The sequence below is a fragment of the Homoserinimonas sp. A447 genome (genome assembly GCF_054489325.1).
In genome coordinates this window covers 2580161-2594987 of sequence record NZ_JBTMWW010000001.1, presented here as the reverse complement: position 1 = coordinate 2594987, position 14827 = coordinate 2580161, and the positions used below count along the sequence as shown (strand labels likewise).

The window sequence follows — 14827 nt, the reverse complement described above, 5'->3', positions numbered from 1 at the left end:
TTCGTGGCCAACGCGGCCGCGAGGAAAGTTTCCACACTGTGGAGGGAGCTGGGGATAACTACACGAGTGTAATTCGCTGCCGAACAGGCGACCAATAGCCATCCGGGAGTCGCCGTCGCGCCAGCCAGCCGGAATTGCCTATGCGAGGATAGTTCTGGATCGAGCGGGTCGACCTCGGAACGTGGCCGTTCCGCTCCTAGGATGAGTGAGTGTGACGAGTGACGACTGATTCGCGGGCTGGTTCGTTCCGGAATCGCGTTTTTTCTCGGTACTTCTCGGCGGTGGCGATTGGTGCTTTCGGCACAGCACTGACGGCGGTCGCGATGCCGGTGCTGGTCGTCGATGTGCTCGGGGCGAGTGCGCTTGAGGTTGGGATCGTCAACGCGGCGCAGTTCGTTCCTTATGCGCTGCTGGGCCTGCTCGCTGGCGTGTACGTCGACCGTTGGCGGCGACAACGAGTACTTGTGTGGGCAAGCTTGGGGCGCGCCGTGAGCCTTGCGCTCATCCCCACATGTTGGATCGTCGGGGTGTTGCACCTCTGGATGCTCGTGCTGTTGCTCCTCCTGTTCGGCGCCTTCTCCGTTTTCGGCTTCGCCGCCACGCAGTCGCTGTTGCCGCAGATCGTCGAACGGCGCGCGCTGCGAAGCGCGAACGCGCGACTCGATCAGGCAGAGGCGGTCGCGCAGACGGCCGGTCCCACCCTTGGCGGCCTTTTGGTCGGCACCATTGGTGCGCCGTTCGCCATAGCCGTGGATGCCGTGACCTACGCCGCCGACGCCGTTCTGATTGCCGGACTACGCGTTACGGAATCCGTGCGGCGAGAGTCACGTCAGCGTTCCGTTCGACGCGAGGTGATCGAAGGGCTGCACTGGACGTATCGTCATCGCGTTCTGGGTCCGCTCGCGTGGTCTACGCATCTATGGTTCTTCGCGAACGCCGCTGCGCTTACCGTGCTGGCGGTCTTCACCTTGCGGACTCTGGATTTCGCGGCGTTCGTCTACGGTCTATTGTTCGCCGTGGGGGGCATCGCAACCCTGGTCGGGGCCACTCTCTCCTCACGTTTTGGTGCCCTATATGGTTCGGGTGCCACGATCATTGTCGGCCGAGCCATCTATCCCGTCGCGTGGACCCTGGTCGCACTCGCGCCTGTCGGGGGCCGACCGCAGTCGGACGCTGTCGCCGTCGCTCTTGTCTTCTCCGCATTTGCGCTTCAAGGGGTGGCGAGCGGACTGGAGAACGCAAATGAGATGAGCCTCCGCCAGGGGCTGACCCCCGATGCCTTGCTCGGCCGAGTGAATGGCACCATGCGAGCTGCGAACCGCACGATGGGCGCCGTCGGCGCACTGACAGGTGGAGCTGCCGCGACGCTGCTCGGCGAGCGACCCACGCTCATTATCGCCGTTTGCCTCTTCGCGGCCGCATTCATGATCGCGATCGCTTCACCGCTACGGACTGCGCGCGGCGATGAAGACACACCCGTCAGCTGAGATCCGGGCTTATCGCCGATTTCAGGTCTCGCCGTGCGTGTGGTTCTGAACTGTGGAGCCTAGGGGAATCGAACCCCTGACCTCCTGCTTGCAAAGCAGGCGCTCTACCAATTGAGCTAAGGCCCCGAACACATCGTGCGTGGGGATACCAGGACTTGAACCTGGGACCTCTTCGTTATCAGCGAAGCGCTCTAACCGCCTGAGCTATATCCCCGTGAGGGCAGATACGAGAGTATCGTACGCTGACCTGTTTTCTTAAATTGAGGGTTGAGATCTCGATACGATCGCCCGGCAGGGGCGATCACTCGATCTGAGCCGCGCCACGAGCTTCGCTCGCGACGTGGCTCAGTTGTTGGTGAAGCCGACCAGGAGCCCGCCGGTCAGCTTGACACTGAAGTTGTACAGCAACGCACCGATCGCGCCGAGGACGGTTCCCGCAACCATGTTGAGGAGGGCCACCACCAGCGAGAACAGCATCACCTGGGTGAGCGAGAAGGTGTCGATGAGCCGGAAGGTGCCCTCGCCGAGAATGTCGCCGAGCGTCTTGTCCAGGTCGGCGAAGATGCCGAGCGAGTTGAGAACAGTCCACACCAGGAAGGTGACGACAACGAGGATGATGCCGAGCGTCACCGTCACCAGGAAGGACAGCTTGATGGCCGACCAGAAGTCGATGTAGACCAACTTCAGGCGAACCTGCTTGGTCGCAACCGAGCGCTGCGACTTGCGCTGGAGCTTCTCTGCCACGCTACTCATCTACTGCCTCGTCTTTCGTCGTTTCGCCGGCGTCCTGGTCAGCCTCGGGTACGGCATCCTGAACTTCGAGATTGCGTTCACTGTTGCGCGCCACCGCGATGATCTTGTCGTCCTCGGCAAATCTGGCGAAGACAACACCCATGGTGTCACGTCCCTTGGCCGGGACCTCAGCGACAGAAGAGCGTACCACCTTGCCGCTGGCAAGAACCACAAGGACCTCGTCCTCGTCGCCGACGATCAACGCGCCGGCAAGGTCGCCCCTGGCCTCCTGCAGCTTGGCCACCTTGATGCCGAGACCACCACGGTTCTGGACGCGGTACTGGTCGACGGAGGTGCGCTTGGCGAAGCCACCCTCGGTGACCACGAAGACGAACCCTTCATCAGAAACGACGGATGCTGCGAGCAGCTGGTCCTCCGCCCTGAAGTGCATGCCGATCACCCCGGAGGTGGCGCGTCCCATTGGGCGGAGTGCATCATCCGTCGCCGTGAACCGCAGGGACATGCCCTTGCGCGACACCAGCAGCAGGTCGGAATCCTCCTCGACCAGCATGGCGGAAACCAGTTCGTCGCCATCGCGCAGGTTGATGGCGATGATGCCGCCTGAGCGATTGGTGTCGTACTCGCTGAGAGCCGTCTTCTTGATGAGGCCGCCCCTCGTCGCCAAGGCGAGGTACTGCGCAGCCTGGTAGTCCCTCATGTCGAGGATCTGGGCGATCTCCTCCTCCGGCTGGAGCGCCAGCAGGTTGGCCACGTGCTGGCCCTTCGCGTCGCGGCCGGCCTCCTGGATCTCGTAAGTCTTCGCGCGGTAGACGCGGCCCTTGTTCGTGAAGAACAACAGCCAATGGTGTGTGGTCGTCACGAACAGGTGCTCGACGACGTCGTCGGCGCGCAGCTGCGCACCGCGAACACCCTTGCCGCCACGGTGCTGGCTCCGGTAGTTGTCGCTGCGCGTGCGCTTGATGTAGCCGCCGCGGGTGACCGTGACCACCATCTCTTCGACCGGAATGAGGTCTTCCATGTTCATGTCGCCGTCGAACCCGAACATGATCTCGGTGCGCCGGTCGTCACCGAACTTGTCGATGATCTCGGTGAGCTCTTCGCTAATGATGTCGCGCTGCCGCTGCGGCTTGGCGAGGATGTCGTTGTAGTCGGCGATCTCGCGTTCGATCTGCTCGTTCTCGTCGATGATCTTCTGGCGCTCCAAGGCTGCCAGGCGGCGAAGCTGCAGGTCGAGAATCGCGCGAGCCTGCAGCTCGTCGACGCTCAGCAACTTCATCAGGCCTTCGCGGGCCTCTTCAACAGTCGGTGAGCGGCGGATGAGGGCGATCACCTCATCGAGCGCGTCCAGGGCTGCGAGGTAGCCGCGCAGGATGTGGGCGCGCTCCTCCGCCTTGCGGAGGCGGAACTGGGTGCGCCGCACGATGACGTCGATCTGGTGGGCGACCCAGTAGGTGATGAACCCGTCGATGGGGAGGGTGCGCGGGATGCCGTCGACGATCGCCAGCATGTTGGCGCCGAAGTTCTCCTGAAGCTGCGTGTGCTTGTAGAGGTTGTTCAGCACGACCTTCGCGACCGCGTCGCGCTTGAGCACGATCACCAGGCGCTGGCCGGTTCGTCCTGAAGTCTCGTCGCGGATGTCCGCGATGCCGGAGATCTTGCCTTCCTTCACCAGTTCGGCGATTTTCAGAGCAAGATTGTCGGGGTTCACCTGGTAGGGCAGCTCGGTGACCACCAGGCAGGTACGGCCCTGGAGTTCCTCGACGTTGATGACCGCCCGCATGGTGATGGACCCGCGGCCGGTGCGGTAAGCATCCTGAATGCCCTTGATACCCAGGATCTGTGCGCCGGTTGGGAAGTCTGGCCCCTTGATCCGCTGGAGCAACGCCTCGACCAGCTCCTCCTGGGTGGCATCCGGGTTGGCCAGGTGCCAGAGAGCACCGGCCCCAACCTCGCGCAGGTTGTGCGGCGGGATGTTCGTGGCCATGCCGACCGCGATACCGACAGAACCGTTCACCAGCAGGTTGGGGAACCGCGACGGCACGACCGACGGCTCCTGAGTGCGACCGTCGTAGTTGTCCTGGAAGTCGACGGTCTCCTCCTCGATGTCCCGCACCATCTCCAGCGCGAGCGGCGCCATGCGGGTTTCGGTGTAACGGGGGGCTGCAGCACCGTCGTTGCCGGGTGAGCCGAAGTTGCCCTGCCCGGCGGCCAGCGGGTAACGCAGGCTCCACGGTTGCACCAGGCGCACCAGGGCGTCGTAGATGGAGGTGTCCCCATGCGGGTGGAATTGGCCCATCACGTCGCCGACCACGCGCGAGCTCTTCGAGAACGCCTTGTCCGGACGATACCCGCCGTCGAACATGGCGTAGATCACCCGGCGGTGCACCGGCTTCAACCCGTCACGCACATCGGGCAGCGCACGGCCGACGATGACGCTCATCGCGTAGTCGAGGTACGACCGCTGCATCTCCAGCTGCAGGTCGACCTGCGTCACCTTGTCGTGCGTGAGGTCGATCTCCTTGCCCGGGATGTGGTCGTCTTCGACCGGGGTGTTGTCCGTGGGGGTTTCGTCAGCCATGTGCTCGTTCTCTACTTGTTCGTCGTCTTGAGTTCTGGAAGCCTGAGGTCTCGATACGACCGGCTGGAAGGGCCGGTCACTCGACCCTGATGGCGAAAATCGCTGCCGCGATTTTCGCTATCAGATATCCAGGAAGCGGACGTCTTTGGCGTTTCTCTGGATGAAGTTGCGGCGGGACTCCACGTCTTCGCCCATCAGCGTGGCGAAGATCTCGTCGGCTGCCGCGGCATCGTCGAGCGTCACCTGCTGCAGGGTGCGGGTCTCCGGATCCATAGTGGTCTCCCACAGTTCCTTGTAGTCCATCTCGCCGAGACCCTTGTAGCGCTGGATCGCGTTCTCCTTGGGAATCCGCTTGCCGGACGCTGCACCGTGCTCGAGCATCGCATCCCGCTCCCGATCGGTGTAGACGTACTCGTGCGGGGAGTTGCTCCACTTGATCTTGTACAGCGGCGGCTGCGCCAGGTACACGTAGCCCAGGTCGATGAGCGGACGCATGTACCGGAACACCAGGGTCAGCAGCAGTGTGGTGATGTGCTGCCCGTCAACGTCGGCATCTGCCATCAGGATGATCTTGTGGTACCTGACCTTGTCCGGGTTGAAGTCTTCGCCGATTCCGGCGCCGAACGCGGTGATCATCGCCTGCACCTCGTTGTTGCCGAGGGCCCGGTCGAGCCTGGCCTTCTCCACGTTCAGGATCTTGCCGCGCAGCGGCAGGATGGCCTGGGTCTCCGGGTTCCGGCCCTGAACCGCTGAACCGCCGGCCGAGTCACCCTCGACGATGAAGATCTCAGAGCGGCTGGGGTCACTGCTCGAGCAGTCCCGCAGCTTCCCGGGCATTCCACCGGACTCGAGCAGGCCCTTCCGCCTGGTCTGCTCCCGCGCCTTCCGCGCCGCGAGCCGGGCGGCGGATGCCTGAATCGCCTTGCGAATGACGTCTCGCGCCTGCGTGGGGTTGCGATCGAACCAGTCGCCGAGCTGCTCGCCGGTTATGCGCTGCACGAACGACTTTGCCTCGGTGTTGCCGAGCTTGGTCTTCGTCTGGCCCTCGAATTGAGGTTCGGCCAGCTTCACCGAGATGACAGCGGTCAGGCCTTCACGGATATCGTCACCGGTGAGGTTCTCCTCCTTCTCCTTGATGATCCCCTTTTCCCGGGCATACCGGTTGACCAGGCTGGTGAGGGCTGCGCGGAACCCCTCTTCGTGAGTTCCACCCTCGTGGGTGTTGATCGTATTGGCGTAGGTGTGCACGCTCTCCTGGTACGAGCTGGTCCACTGCATGGCCACTTCCACCGAAATCTTGCGGTCGGTATCTTCCAGGTCGAAGGAGATGATCTCCGGGTGCACGACCTCGAGCTTCTTGGCCGAGTTCAGGTATTCGACGTAGTCGACGAGCCCCTTCTCATAGAGGTAGGTGACGGCCACGTCTTCCTCGGCGCCATCGACGCGTCGTTCGTCGACCAGGGAGATGCTGAGGCCCTTGTTCAGGAACGCCATCTGCTGGAACCTGGCGCGCAGGGTCTCGTAGTCGAATTCCACCGTTTCGAAGGTGTCCGGGCTGGGCCAGAACGTGATGACGGTTCCCGTCTCGTTGGAGGTCTCCCCCTGCTCGAGCGGTGCTTGAGGCACACCATGCTTGTAGGTCTGCCGCCAGACGGATCCATTGCGGCGAACCTCGACGTCGAGTTCCTTCGATAGTGCGTTGACCACGGACACACCAACGCCGTGGAGCCCACCGGACACCGAGTACCCGCCGCCGCCGAACTTGCCACCGGCGTGCAGGATGGTCAGGACCACCTCGACGGTCGACTTGTTCTCCTGCTTGTTCAGGCCGACAGGGATACCTCGCCCGTTGTCGACCACCTGGATGCCGCCATCGCGTCGCATGGTGATGGTGATCGCGTCACAGTACCCGGCCAGTGCCTCATCGACGGAGTTGTCGACCACCTCGTAGACAAGGTGGTGGAGTCCGCGGGGCCCGGTCGAGCCGATGTACATTCCCGGCCGCTTGCGAACCGCGTCAAGACCCTCGAGAACCTGGATCTGATCCGCGCCGTATTCGCTGTCGTTGCGAGGCTTCTTGGTGGTGGCAGTTGAGGTGGAGGGAGCTTCCGGCAGGTTTTCGGGCGTGGGCGATGACATCTGAAATTAGGCTCCTGCCAGGTAGATCGATTGTGTCGTTCGCGGCCCGACTTCCATCCCGGGAAGCTGCCATGACGACGAATTCATTCTACCAAGAACCCGAGGCGATTCGGTGATATACGCCCGTCTGGGGACTTTGTTCGCAGCAGCCCACCTAATTTGCCTTGTCAGCCGTAGGTATCGCGCGGACCGCGGCCTGGAACCGATCTGGGGCCGCGTTTCCAGGAGGGGGCACCCGGTCCTTCGAAGCGCAGTGAGTCAATGCCGGCATCTGGGTACCGTGAAACGATCAGGTTCAGGATCTGCACCCGCATGAGGCGCAGCTGCGTCGCCCAGGCGGTGGAATCACAGCGAACGGCGAGCACCCCGTCGTCTATGCCGACCGGATGCGAGTGCTCCGCTGTCTCCTCGCCGACGATGCTCTCCCACGATGCGAGCAACTCCGACTTGGCCAGGGAGGAGTCCCACCCGAGCTTCGAAGTCAGTGCATCCATCACTTCGCCGATACCGCGCGGGTCTCGTCCTCCACCGAACGGGGTGGTTGAACTGGGGTCCTTGATCGCCCGCTTTCGCGCATCCGCCGACCGCGATATGCCGCCCCCGAAGACGCGCTTGAACCGCAGGTAGACGTTTCGGGCTTCGGATGCGCCTGCCTCCTCGCCGTCGCGGTTCACGACGCGGCCTCCACGATCGCGCCCTGCGCGATGTGCACGGTATGGGTGCGGAGGGCCTCCGGTACGTCGTCATAGACGGCGGCCGTGATCAGCACCTGTTCGAATCCGGAGATGGCGTCGGCCAGGCGCCCCCTCCTGGACTGGTCGAGTTCGGCGAACACATCGTCCAGGATCAGCACCGGATCACCGGACGCCGATTCGCGGCGCAGAACCTCGGCTGACGCCAGCTTCAGCGCGAGCGCGAACGACCAGGACTCTCCGTGGCTCGCGTACCCGCGCGCCGGCATCCCGTTCAAGTGCAGCACCAGGTCATCCCGGTGCGGCCCGACCAGGCTGATCCCTCGGTCCAGCTCATTGCGGCGAAGCCGCTCGAGTGAATTTCGGAATGCGACAGCGGCCTCATCAGCAGTGACAATGCCGGCACGGTCGCCATCCGCCACCTCGGCATCAAGCTCCGGATGATCGGACAGGATACTCAGCTGGTTGGTGAGAATCGCGTGGTGATCCTCACCCGCAATCCGCTCATACGCGACTGTCACCTCGGGCAGGAGCTCGGCAACCAGCCGAGTTCTCGCCTCGATGAGTTCGGAGCCGAGCGCGACCAGGCGGTCATCCCAAATCTCCAGCGTTGTCAGTTGGCCCTGCTTGATGCCAGCAGCACGTGCCGACTTGAGGAGCGTATTGCGTTGCCTGAGTACCCGGTCGTAGTCAGCCATCACGCCGGAGAAGCGGGGAATGCGCAGGATGAGCAGCTCGTCGAGGAATCGGCGGCGGCCGGATGGCTCACCTCGAACCAGGGCAAGGTCTTCGGGCGCAAACAGAACACTCGAGAAGTAGCGGGGCAGCTCCCTCGTCTTGATGACGGATCGGTTCACCTGCGCCCGGTTCGCTCCGGTTCGATTCAGCTGCACCTCGACCAGCAACTGCCGGTCACCGTTTTCCAGCCGTGCCCGCACGATTGCGGCATCCTGTCCCTGGCGGATCATCGCGTGCTCCGTCGACACCCGATGAGAGCCGAGGGTGCTCAGGTACCCGAGCGCCTCGACCAGGTTCGTCTTCCCCTGACCGTTGCTCCCCACGAAAAGATTCGCGCCCGGCACGAGCGTGACATCCGCCGTCGAATAGTTTCGGAAGTCGGTGAGGTTCAGCTGGGTGACAATCAACTTCGGCTAATCGGCTTTCTTCACCGAGTGCCCGCCGAACTGCTGGCGCAACGCAGCAACAGCCTTCATGGCGGGTGAACCGTCTTCCTGGCGGGAAACGAAGCGGGCGAAGATGGATGCGCTGATCGTGGGCACCGGCACGGCATTGGCGATCGCCTCTTCGATCGTCCAGCGGCCCTCCCCGGAATCCTCCACGTAGCCGGCGATGTCATCCAGGTCCGGGTCATCCTCCAGCGCCCGCACCAGCAACTCGAGCAGCCATGACCGGACCACCGTTCCGCGTTGCCAGGCCTTGAACGTGCCGGTGACGTCCTTGATGATGTCCTCGCGCTTGTCGAGCAACTCGTAGCCTTCGGCATACGCCTGCATCAAGGCGTACTCGATGCCGTTGTGCACCATTTTCGCGTAGTGTCCGGCGCCGATTTCGCCGGCGTGCACGAACCCCTCGGCCCGCGGACCTTCCGGACGCAGGGCGTCGAAGATCGGCATCGCCCGCTCAACCTGGTCTGGCTTTCCGCCGACCATCAAGCCGTAGCCGTTCTTGGCGCCCCAGACTCCGCCGGAGACACCGGCGTCGATGTACTCGATCCCCTTCGGTTCCAGGGCGGCAGCATGTTTGGCGTCCTCGGTGAACCGGGAGTTTCCTCCGTCGATGATGAGGTCGCCTTCTTCCAGCAAGGCACCCAACTCGGTGATCACCGCGGTGGTGACTTCGCCGGCCGGAACCATCACCCAGACAATGCGCGGTGCGGTGATGACCTGCACCATTTCGGCCAGGCTGCCGGCATCCGTCACCTCAGGGTTGCGGTCGAAACCGGTGACCTCAATGCCATGGCCGCGAAGCCGATCGCGCATGTTGCCGCCCATTTTTCCGAGCCCGACGAGTCCGATGTGCATGGCAATCTCCTTGTCTCCCTGCATCACCCGCAGCATTCGGCTTGGTCAGCCGGCAGCTGCAATCAACCTGCCGCGGTGCTGATGGTCAGCGCAGGAGCAGGTTGGGCTGCAGGAGGTACTTGTAATTGTCCGCGCCCGGCTGATCCTTCGACGATTGGCTGGTGATCAAGACCGGGCCCGGCTTGTTGGGGTTTTCCGTCTTGGTGAACGAGATACGCACGAACTCCGAATGCACGGCTCCCAGTCCATCCAGCAGGAACTGCGGCTTAAGCGACACGACAGTGTCCGCACCGTTCAGGTGGGCATCGATGCTTTCGGATGCCTGTGCCTGCTCCGACCCGATGGCCTCCAGCGTCACGCCATCAACCGTGAAGGTGAACCGGAGTGCCGCTTCGCGCTCGAGTACCAGGGAGACTCGACGAACCGACTCAATCAACTCTGCGGTGTTGATCACGGCGTAATTGTCGACGTTCTCGGGGAACAGCCGGCGCACCGGAGGGAAGTTCCCCTTGATGAGCAGCGAGGTGACCATCTTGCGGTCTGCGCGAAAGGCGATGATCTCGCGATCATCCGTGTTCGTGATTGCAACGGAGATTGTTCCGCTGTGGCCGAAGGTCTTTCCCACTTCCTGGAGGGTGCGGGCTGGAACCAGCGCGGTTACCGCTTCCTGTGTTGCGGTGTCACCCGAATCCCATTCGATCTCGCGAACCGCGACCCGATACCGATCCGTCGCCACCATCGTGAGTGTGTTCTCGGCGACCTCGAGCTGAACGCCGGTGATGACCGGGGTCACATCGTCCCTGGATGCTGCGACGGCTACTTGCGAGACCGCATTGGCGAACGACTCGGCCGGCAGCAGCCCAGACTGCTCCGGAATCTGCGGCAGGGTCGGGTACTCCTCGACCGGCATGCTCAGCAGGGTGAAGTTTGCCGAACCGCAGATGACCGAAATCTTGTTGTCCTGAACCGAGAACTGCACTGGGGCGGCCGGAAGCCTGCTGGCGATATCGGCCAACAATCGTCCAGAAACCAGGATGCGACCGGGCTCCTCGACGTTGGCATCGATCTCGGTTTGCGCCGAAACCTCGTAGTCGAATGACGACAACGTCAATCCGGTCTCGGTAGTTTCGATCAACACACCACTGAGGATGGGCAAGGTTGTTCGCTGGGGCAGAAGTTTCACGGCAAAGGAGACGGCCTCGCTGAAAACGTCGCGATTCACCTGAAACTTCATGGAGTATCCCTTCGAAAGCCGAACGTGGTCCGGGATGTTAATACTGGCATAGCCCTCCGTCGCCCGTCGCCTAAGGGTTATCTGATCGATTTCAATAGTTAATTAACTTCTAAAAGCATTAACCGCTGTGTGGAATGTGGATAACCCGGTGGAGCTCAATGACTCGAAGGGAACTACAACCGTGTGAGATGTGAGTGTGTTGTGGGCGAGTTACGCAATCTCTGGTTTAGTTCGAGGCTGCGCGGAACCGGATTCCACAACGGCGGCTGAATAGTGCACATTCGTTCCGGCGTGTTCCCACCAGTTATCCACAGGCTATGCACACCTTGTGGAGTGAAACCACTCAGTGGTAATACAACTTGTCACGCGTTGTTGTAGCGGTGGTTCTGCTTGATGCGGCTGGTCAGCTCAGTGACCTGGTTGTAGATCGACCGGCGCTCTTTCATGAGCTCGGTGATCTTCTTGTTCGCATACATGACGGTGGTGTGATCGCGGTTGCCAAACAACTGCCCGATCTTCGGCAGTGACAGATTGGTCAATTCACGGCACAGGTACATGGCGATCTGCCTGGCGGTAGCGACCGCCTGTGACCGCGACGAGCCGTAGAGATCCTCGACAGTGAGCTTGAAGTAGGCGGCTGTGTGGTTGATGATGTCGACCGGCGCGATCACATTGTCTTCGTCGAGGGTGATCAGGTCCTTCAACACGGTCTGGACCAGCCCGAGGTCGACTGGAGTGCGATTGAGGCTGGCGAACGCGGTGACCCGAATCAGGGTTCCCTCCAGCTCGCGAATGTTGGAGGAGACCTTGGACGCCATGAACTCGAGGATGTCGTCGGGAACCTGGAGCTTTTCGCTCTGCGCCTTCTTGCGCAGGATGGCGATGCGCGTCTCGAGATCTGGTGCCTGAACATCCGTGATCAGCCCCCACTCGAAGCGGGAACGCATCCGGTCTTCGAATCCAGTGAGGTGTTTTGGGGGCAGGTCGCTGGTGATGACCACCTGCTTGTTGTGATCGTGGAGCGTATTGAAGGTGTGAAAGAACGCTTCCTGCGTGCTGTCCTTGCCCTGGAGGAACTGGATGTCGTCGATCAGAAGGATGTCGATGTCACGGTAACGGGACTGGAAGACCGAAGCCCGGTTATTCGCGATCGAGTTGATGAAGTCGTTGGTGAATTCTTCCGAGCTGACATAGCGGACTCGGATTCCGGGATAGAGGCTGACCGCATAATGACCGATGGCGTGGAGGAGGTGGGTTTTGCCGAGCCCGGAGTCGCCGTAGATGAACAAGGGGTTGTAGGCCTTGGCCGGTGCTTCCGCGACGGCGACCGCCGCGGCATGGGCGAAACGGTTGGATCCGCCGATGACGAAGTTGTCGAAGTTGTATTTCGGGTTGAGGCGAGAATCGCTGCGGCCGCTCGAGTCTGTTGCAGGTGGCGGTACCTGCTCGATGTACGGCTGCTCCGCCGGCTCCGCGGGCTGGTCCAGCGACACGTGCTGAATCTCGGGATTGACGACGATGGCGAAGTTGGCGACATCGTTGTCGTCACCCAGGGCACCGATGGCGTTCAGGAGGGGGAGGCGGATGCGCTGTTCGAGCATCCCGCGAGTGAGGTCGTTCGGCACTTCGAGGTACAGCGTTCCCGCCATGACACCGCGCGGCTCGACCAGGCTGAGGAATCCCTGCAGTTGTGGCGTGATCCGGTCATCCTGGTGCAAAGTGCTCAGAATGGATGTCCAGATCTCCTGGGTGGGATCTGCAAGGTCGGTCATATTTCCCTCGAAGTCGGTTGGGTTATACACAGGGTTATCCACCGGGTGTGCAGTGACACCACCTTAGTTTGTGACGGCGGGTCGGTGGCAATCAAGCACGATTGCGTGTGGATAATGTGAGGTTTGGCCCGTGGAGTTTGACCGCCGGGGTTTAACCCCGTACTTTTAATCAGTTGACTTCGGCCGTATTGGCCACTTTCTACTTTCTCGGTCGTGCTTGACCGAGGGTACATTCCCACCCGTGCTGCTCGAATCGCGAGCGGCACATTGACTGTCGCGGAGATAGAACCATGAGCAAGAGAACCTTCCAGCCCAACAACCGTCGTCGTGCGAAGGTTCACGGCTTCCGTCTGCGCATGCGCACCCGTGCCGGCCGCGCCATCCTGGCGCACCGCCGCTCCAAGGGACGCACCAAGCTCTCCGCGTAGTCTTCCGAGACCGTCAACGGTGTTGGCCAGGGCCAATCGGCTCGTCACAGCCGATGACTACCGCAACACTGTTCGGCGCGGCCGGCGTTCAGGAACGGGGAATACCGTCGTTTACCTTGTCCAGCGCGGTAGCGCCGGAGGGCCTCGATTCGGTTTCATCGTTTCCAAAGCGGTGGGCAACGCTGTGACACGCAACCTTATTCGAAGAAGACTCAAGTCTGCGTGCCGGTCGCTGGTGCGACTGGATGCTGACGTTGATGTGGTTGTGCGGGCTCTCCCCAGCGCTCGCCACATAGCGTGGACCGAGCTTGAGAACGAAGTGACAACCGCCGTTCGGAAGGGTATGGGCCGATGAACCGAGTCGCACTCTTCATCTGGCTGCTGCCTCGAAACGCCTGCGTAGTGATCCTCCGCGTGTACCGTGCCGTGATCTCCCCGCTATACGGTGACGTCTGCCGGTACTATCCGTCCTGCTCGGCGTACGCGCTCGGGGCCATCCAGCAGCACGGCGTGGTCAAGGGGGTGTGGCTGGGAAGCCGCAGGATCGCCCGTTGCCACCCATGGGCCGCTGGTGGAGTCGATGACGTTCCTGAAGCCTCCGCTCGCCGTTATAACGTTTCGCCATTCGGTTTCGTCTACTCCCCCGCTACATCCGGCGGGATCCTCCACAACCACACCCATCAGCACACCGCAACGCGGGAGCTCGTCCAGCAAGAACGAAAGGGCTGACCCAGACGCATGGATTTCATCGGAATAATCCTCTGGCCCATCAAGTGGGCCATTGAAGCGATCCTGGTCGCATTTCACACCGTCTTCACGGCTATCGGAATGGACCCCCATGATGGCCTGACCTGGGTGCTCTCCATCGTGGGACTCGTGCTGGTGGTGCGCGCTGCTCTGATCCCCATCTTCGTGAAGCAGATCAAGAGCCAGCGCCGGATGTTGGAGGTCGCCCCCCAGCTGAAGAAGATCCAGGACAAGTACAAGGGCAAGAAGGATCAGTTCTCCCGCGAGGCGATGTCCCGCGAGACGATGGAGCTGTACAAGAAGACCGGGACCAACCCGCTCAGTTCCTGCCTCCCCCTGTTGCTTCAGATGCCGATCTTCTTCGGGCTGTTCTCGGTGCTGCAACACGCGCAGAACCAGGCGGCAGCGGATCCGTCAGGTGTCGGCCTGCTCAACGCGGAGCTGTCGGCGTCGTTCGGCAGCTCTGACCTGTGGGGTGCTCCGCTGCACCTCGCGATCAGCACCGCCGACGGCAACGTGACGGTGATCGTCATGGCATCCATCATGGTGTTGCTGATGACAGGCTCGCAGTTCATCACGCAGTTGCAGATCATGTCGAAGAACCAGACGCCTGAGATGCAGAACAGCCCGATGTACAAGCAGCAGCGGATGCTCTTGTACCTACTCCCCCTCGTGTTCCTGTTCTCCGGCTTCACCTTCCCGCTCGGCGTGATGTTCTACTGGCTGGTTTCCAACCTCTGGACGATGGTTCAGCAGTTCCTGGTGATCCGGAACATGCCGACACCCGGCTCTGAGGCTGCGCTCGCTCGGGAGGCTCGCCTCGCCAAGAAGCGCCAGCGCCTGGGAATCACGATTGTTGAAGAAGGCCAGCCCGAGCCGGAGCTGCCCAAAACCACTCAGCGGCAACAGCCGGTGAACCCGAAGAACCGCAAGAAGAAGAAGAAGTAGGTACCCG

General features: G+C 61.9%; 13 protein-coding genes and 2 tRNA genes. 5 read left to right on the top strand and 10 right to left on the bottom strand.

Features of this window, described 5'->3' with window-relative positions; all coding sequences use genetic code 11:
- Positions 1–218 precede the first annotated feature (218 nt).
- On the top strand, positions 219–1487 hold the full coding sequence (locus ACX3O0_RS12780; RefSeq protein WP_459107957.1) for an MFS transporter: 1269 nt from the start codon (positions 219–221) through the stop codon (positions 1485–1487).
- A 53-nt stretch (positions 1488–1540) separates the two neighbouring features.
- Here the strand turns inward: ACX3O0_RS12780 and ACX3O0_RS12775 are convergent.
- The 10 genes from ACX3O0_RS12775 to dnaA all read right to left on the bottom strand — a co-directional run bounded on the left by ACX3O0_RS12775 (position 1541) and on the right by dnaA (position 12697).
- Positions 1541–1613 (bottom strand) — tRNA-Ala (locus ACX3O0_RS12775).
- A 14-nt stretch (positions 1614–1627) separates the two neighbouring features.
- Positions 1628–1701, bottom strand: a tRNA-Ile gene (locus ACX3O0_RS12770).
- A 131-nt stretch (positions 1702–1832) separates the two neighbouring features.
- On the bottom strand, positions 1833–2240 hold the full coding sequence (locus ACX3O0_RS12765) for a DUF3566 domain-containing protein (protein ID WP_459089439.1): 408 nt from the start codon (positions 2238–2240) through the stop codon (positions 1833–1835).
- A complete protein-coding gene (gene gyrA / locus ACX3O0_RS12760; RefSeq protein ID WP_459107956.1) occupies positions 2233–4818 on the bottom strand; it encodes a DNA gyrase subunit A in 2586 nt (861 codons plus the stop codon). Before gyrA ends, ACX3O0_RS12765 begins: the two co-directional genes overlap by 8 nt.
- Positions 4819–4938: 120 nt before the next feature.
- Positions 4939–6957 (bottom strand): DNA topoisomerase (ATP-hydrolyzing) subunit B, encoded by a 2019-nt coding sequence (gyrB, locus tag ACX3O0_RS12755; RefSeq protein ID WP_459089435.1) that lies wholly within the window; start codon positions 6955–6957, stop codon positions 4939–4941.
- Between the two features lie 167 nt (positions 6958–7124).
- Complete coding sequence (locus ACX3O0_RS12750) at positions 7125–7631, bottom strand: DUF721 domain-containing protein (RefSeq protein ID WP_459089433.1); 507 nt, start codon at positions 7629–7631, stop codon at positions 7125–7127.
- Positions 7628–8794, bottom strand: a complete 1167-nt coding sequence (recF, locus tag ACX3O0_RS12745; RefSeq protein WP_459089431.1) for a DNA replication/repair protein RecF — start codon at positions 8792–8794, stop codon at positions 7628–7630. Before recF ends, ACX3O0_RS12750 begins: the two co-directional genes overlap by 4 nt.
- 6 nt (positions 8795–8800) lie before the next feature.
- A complete protein-coding gene (gene gnd, locus ACX3O0_RS12740) occupies positions 8801–9691 on the bottom strand; it encodes a phosphogluconate dehydrogenase (NAD(+)-dependent, decarboxylating) (protein WP_459107955.1) in 891 nt (296 codons plus the stop codon).
- Positions 9692–9776: 85 nt separating this feature from the next.
- Positions 9777–10925: a DNA polymerase III subunit beta gene (dnaN, locus tag ACX3O0_RS12735; RefSeq protein ID WP_459107954.1), complete on the bottom strand. Its 1149-nt coding sequence runs from the start codon at positions 10923–10925 to the stop codon at positions 9777–9779.
- A gap of 362 nt (positions 10926–11287) precedes the next feature.
- Positions 11288–12697 carry a chromosomal replication initiator protein DnaA gene (gene dnaA / locus ACX3O0_RS12730; RefSeq protein ID WP_459089425.1) on the bottom strand — a complete coding sequence of 470 codons (1410 nt, stop codon included), beginning with the start codon at positions 12695–12697 and terminating at the stop codon, positions 11288–11290.
- Positions 12698–12987: 290 nt separating this feature from the next.
- Here dnaA and rpmH point away from each other — a divergent pair, with 290 nt between their 5' ends.
- From rpmH to yidC, 4 genes are read left to right on the top strand one after another with little or no spacing between them, the layout of a single operon-like run.
- On the top strand, positions 12988–13125 hold the full coding sequence (gene rpmH, locus ACX3O0_RS12725; RefSeq protein WP_459089423.1) for a 50S ribosomal protein L34: 138 nt from the start codon (positions 12988–12990) through the stop codon (positions 13123–13125).
- Positions 13064–13480, top strand: a complete 417-nt coding sequence (gene rnpA / locus ACX3O0_RS12720) for a ribonuclease P protein component (protein ID WP_459107953.1) — start codon at positions 13064–13066, stop codon at positions 13478–13480. The genes rpmH and rnpA overlap by 62 nt, the downstream gene beginning before the upstream one ends.
- Complete coding sequence (yidD, locus tag ACX3O0_RS12715; RefSeq protein ID WP_459107952.1) at positions 13477–13854, top strand: membrane protein insertion efficiency factor YidD; 378 nt, start codon at positions 13477–13479, stop codon at positions 13852–13854. The genes rnpA and yidD overlap by 4 nt, the downstream gene beginning before the upstream one ends.
- 9 nt (positions 13855–13863) lie before the next feature.
- Positions 13864–14820 (top strand): membrane protein insertase YidC, encoded by a 957-nt coding sequence (yidC, locus tag ACX3O0_RS12710; protein ID WP_459107951.1) that lies wholly within the window; start codon positions 13864–13866, stop codon positions 14818–14820.
- The last annotated feature ends 7 nt before the right edge of the window (positions 14821–14827 follow it).

Coding starts and splice junctions, on each gene's coding strand:
- ACX3O0_RS12765 (WP_459089439.1), bottom strand. CDS start 2,240: ATGAGTAGCGTGGCAGAGAAGCTCCAGCGCAAGTCGCAGCGCTCGGTT.
- gnd (WP_459107955.1), bottom strand. CDS start 9,691: ATGCACATCGGACTCGTCGGGCTCGGAAAAATGGGCGGCAACATGCGC.
- dnaN (WP_459107954.1), bottom strand. CDS start 10,925: ATGAAGTTTCAGGTGAATCGCGACGTTTTCAGCGAGGCCGTCTCCTTT.
- dnaA (WP_459089425.1), bottom strand. CDS start 12,697: ATGACCGACCTTGCAGATCCCACCCAGGAGATCTGGACATCCATTCTG.
- yidD (WP_459107952.1), top strand. CDS start 13,477: ATGAACCGAGTCGCACTCTTCATCTGGCTGCTGCCTCGAAACGCCTGC.
- gyrB (WP_459089435.1), bottom strand. CDS start 6,957: ATGTCATCGCCCACGCCCGAAAACCTGCCGGAAGCTCCCTCCACCTCA.
- yidC (WP_459107951.1), top strand. CDS start 13,864: ATGGATTTCATCGGAATAATCCTCTGGCCCATCAAGTGGGCCATTGAA.
- gyrA (WP_459107956.1), bottom strand. CDS start 4,818: ATGGCTGACGAAACCCCCACGGACAACACCCCGGTCGAAGACGACCAC.
- rpmH (WP_459089423.1), top strand. CDS start 12,988: ATGAGCAAGAGAACCTTCCAGCCCAACAACCGTCGTCGTGCGAAGGTT.